Here is a 2,465-nt window from a genome sequence, read left to right on the forward strand (position 1 = left end):
GAGGTTATAGACGTTGCTCGACCAGTTTTGAATGGTCGTATAGCGGACGCGGGCGCGCGGCATGGCGATGATCTCGACGACCGCCGAATGAAGCGACGCCGCCGAATAGACCGGCGCGGTGCAGCCTTCGACATAGTGAACAAAGGAGCCTTCTCCGGCGATGATGAGCGTCCGTTCAAACTGTCCCATCCGCTCGGCGTTGATGCGGAAGTAAGCCTGAAGCGGGATATCGACCTTGACGCCAGGCGGCACATAGACAAAACTACCCCCCGACCAGACAGCTGAGTTAAGCGCAGCGAACTTATTGTCGCCCGACGGCACCACCCGACCGAAGTATCTCTCGAAGATCTCCGGATGCTGCCTTAGTCCGTCGTCGGTGCCGAGGAAGATCACGCCCTGCTTTTCCCACTCGCTCTTCAGGCTGTGATAGATCATCTCCGACTCAAACTGCGCGCCGACGCCGGCAAGGTATTTCTTCTCCGCTTCGGGAATGCCGAGCCGTTCGAAGGTGTCGCGAATCTCGTCGGGAACGTCGTCCCACGACCGTTCTCCGCGCTCCTGAGGCTTGATGTAGTAGGTCAGGTCGTCGAAATTGATACCGGTCAGGTCCGGACCCCACTTCGGCATCGGCTTCTTCAGGAACCAGTCGAGCGCCTTCAAGCGGAAGTCGCGCATCCAGGCCGGTTCGCCTTTCTGCTCCGAAATATCTGCCACGATCTTGCGCGTCAGGCCGCGCTGAGTCCGATAGACGGAGCGCTCCGGAACGTGAAAACCATAGCGATAGTTGGAGAGGTCTATGTCGAGAGCCTTATCAGGCATGGTCTATCCTTGTGATCCCCCCATCCTCTAATCCGTATATCATTCCTTAATCGAATCACCCTGCCAGCGCGGTCTCTTCGCGCAAGAGTTCGTAGCCGCTCCGTTCCAATTCGAGCGCCAGTTCCCGACCGCCCGAGAGGGCAATCCGACCGCGGTGCATCACATGCACCCTATCCGGCTCAATATAGTTGAGGAGCCTCTGATAGTGGGTGATCACCAACGCGCTGAAGCCGTCACCGCGCAGACTGTTGACCCCGTCCGAGACGATGCGCAGGGCGTCGATGTCGAGCCCCGAGTCGGTCTCGTCGAGTATTGCCACTTTCGGTTTGAGAAGCATCATCTGCAACACCTCAGCCCGCTTCTTTTCGCCACCTGAGAAGCCTTCGTTGACCGACCGGGCAAGATGGTTGCGGTCGATCTTCAAAAGCGCAAGGGCCTCGTTCATCCGGTCCATGAACTGGGCCAGTGAAACGCTCTCCCGGTGAACCGTCAGGGTTGCAGTGCGCAGGAAATCCTGCAGGCGAACGCCGGTTATCTCATAAGGATACTGAAATGCAAGAAACAACCCCCGCTTGGCACGCTCGTCGGGCGCAAGGTCGAGCAGACTCTCGCCATCCAGCAATATGTCGCCGCCGGTGATCAAGTACTTCGGATGCCCCATCAGCGCAAAGGCAAGGGTCGATTTGCCCGAGCCGTTTGGTCCCATCAAGGCATGGATTTCACCGGGCGGAACCGTGAGATCGACGCCGCGCAATATCTCATTGCCTTCGACGGCGACGCGCAGTCCGCGAATCTCAAGTGTTTGATTAATCAATGATTCACATCAGTTAAGGGAAACGCCGTAGAGCGCTTCCGGCATTCTATCGGGAGTTGTCAATTCGAACATCCGCCGAAGCGATCGGCCGGCGCCTTCCCGAACATAAGCCGGCAGAGCAATCTCCGGCTGCAGGCATTCAAGCGACCGGATGATATCGTCGAGGGTTATCATTTTCATAAACCGGCAGATCCGGCAGGCGCGCAGGAACTGCTTGTCAGGCACTTCGATTGCCAGAAGGTCCGAGAGGCCGCACTCGGTTACCGCGAGGAACTGCCGGTCGGGGCTCTTGCGGGCATACTCTACCATTCCCGAGGTCGAAAGCGCGGCATCTGCAAGTCGAACGACGTCGTCCCGGCATTCAGGATGCGCGAGCACTTTCAAATCGGGGTAGGTCTGCCGGATGCCTGCAATCGTCTCAGGATCGATCTCTTGATGGACATAGCAATAGCCCTCCCAGGCGATGACATTCTTTTCCGGCAACTGATTCGCGACGTGCCGCGCCAAATTGCGGTCAGGCAGAAAGAGGACGTTCTGCTGCGGCAGAGCCCGGACGACTGCGACGGCGTTGGCCGAGGTACAACATGCGTCGCAAAGCGCCTTGACCGCGGCGGTTGTGTTAATGTAACAGACCACTGCGAGGTCGCCAAGGTCACGACGCAGTTCCTCGATCCTCTCGTAGAGCCGTGTCTCCTCAGCGGTGTCCGCCAGCGAACAACCGGCTCGCAGATTGGGCAGCAGAACGCGCCGCTGCGGGTTCACTACCTTGGCGGTCTCAGCCATAAAGTGGACGCCGCAGAAGACGATTGTCTCCGCTTCCCGCACCATAGCG

The 2,465-nt window shown here is 58.5% G+C and carries 3 protein-coding genes; all 3 read right to left on the minus strand.

The features are described 5' to 3' along the window. Positions 1 to 819 (minus strand): Fe-S cluster assembly protein SufB (sufB, locus tag FJY67_12020; protein ID MBM3330174.1); only part of this gene is annotated, 819 nt, incomplete at its 3' end. Positions 820 to 874: 55 nt separating this feature from the next. Next, positions 875 to 1,630, minus strand: coding sequence for a Fe-S cluster assembly ATPase SufC (gene sufC / locus FJY67_12025; GenBank protein ID MBM3330175.1), 756 nt, complete (start codon positions 1,628 to 1,630; stop codon positions 875 to 877). A gap of 12 nt (positions 1,631 to 1,642) precedes the next feature. Beyond that, positions 1,643 to 2,465 (minus strand): quinolinate synthase NadA (gene nadA / locus FJY67_12030; protein ID MBM3330176.1); only part of this gene is annotated, 823 nt, incomplete at its 5' end.

It is taken from the genome of Calditrichota bacterium (assembly GCA_016867835.1).
Classification (GTDB): domain Bacteria; phylum Electryoneota; class AABM5-125-24; order Hatepunaeales; family Hatepunaeaceae; genus VGIQ01.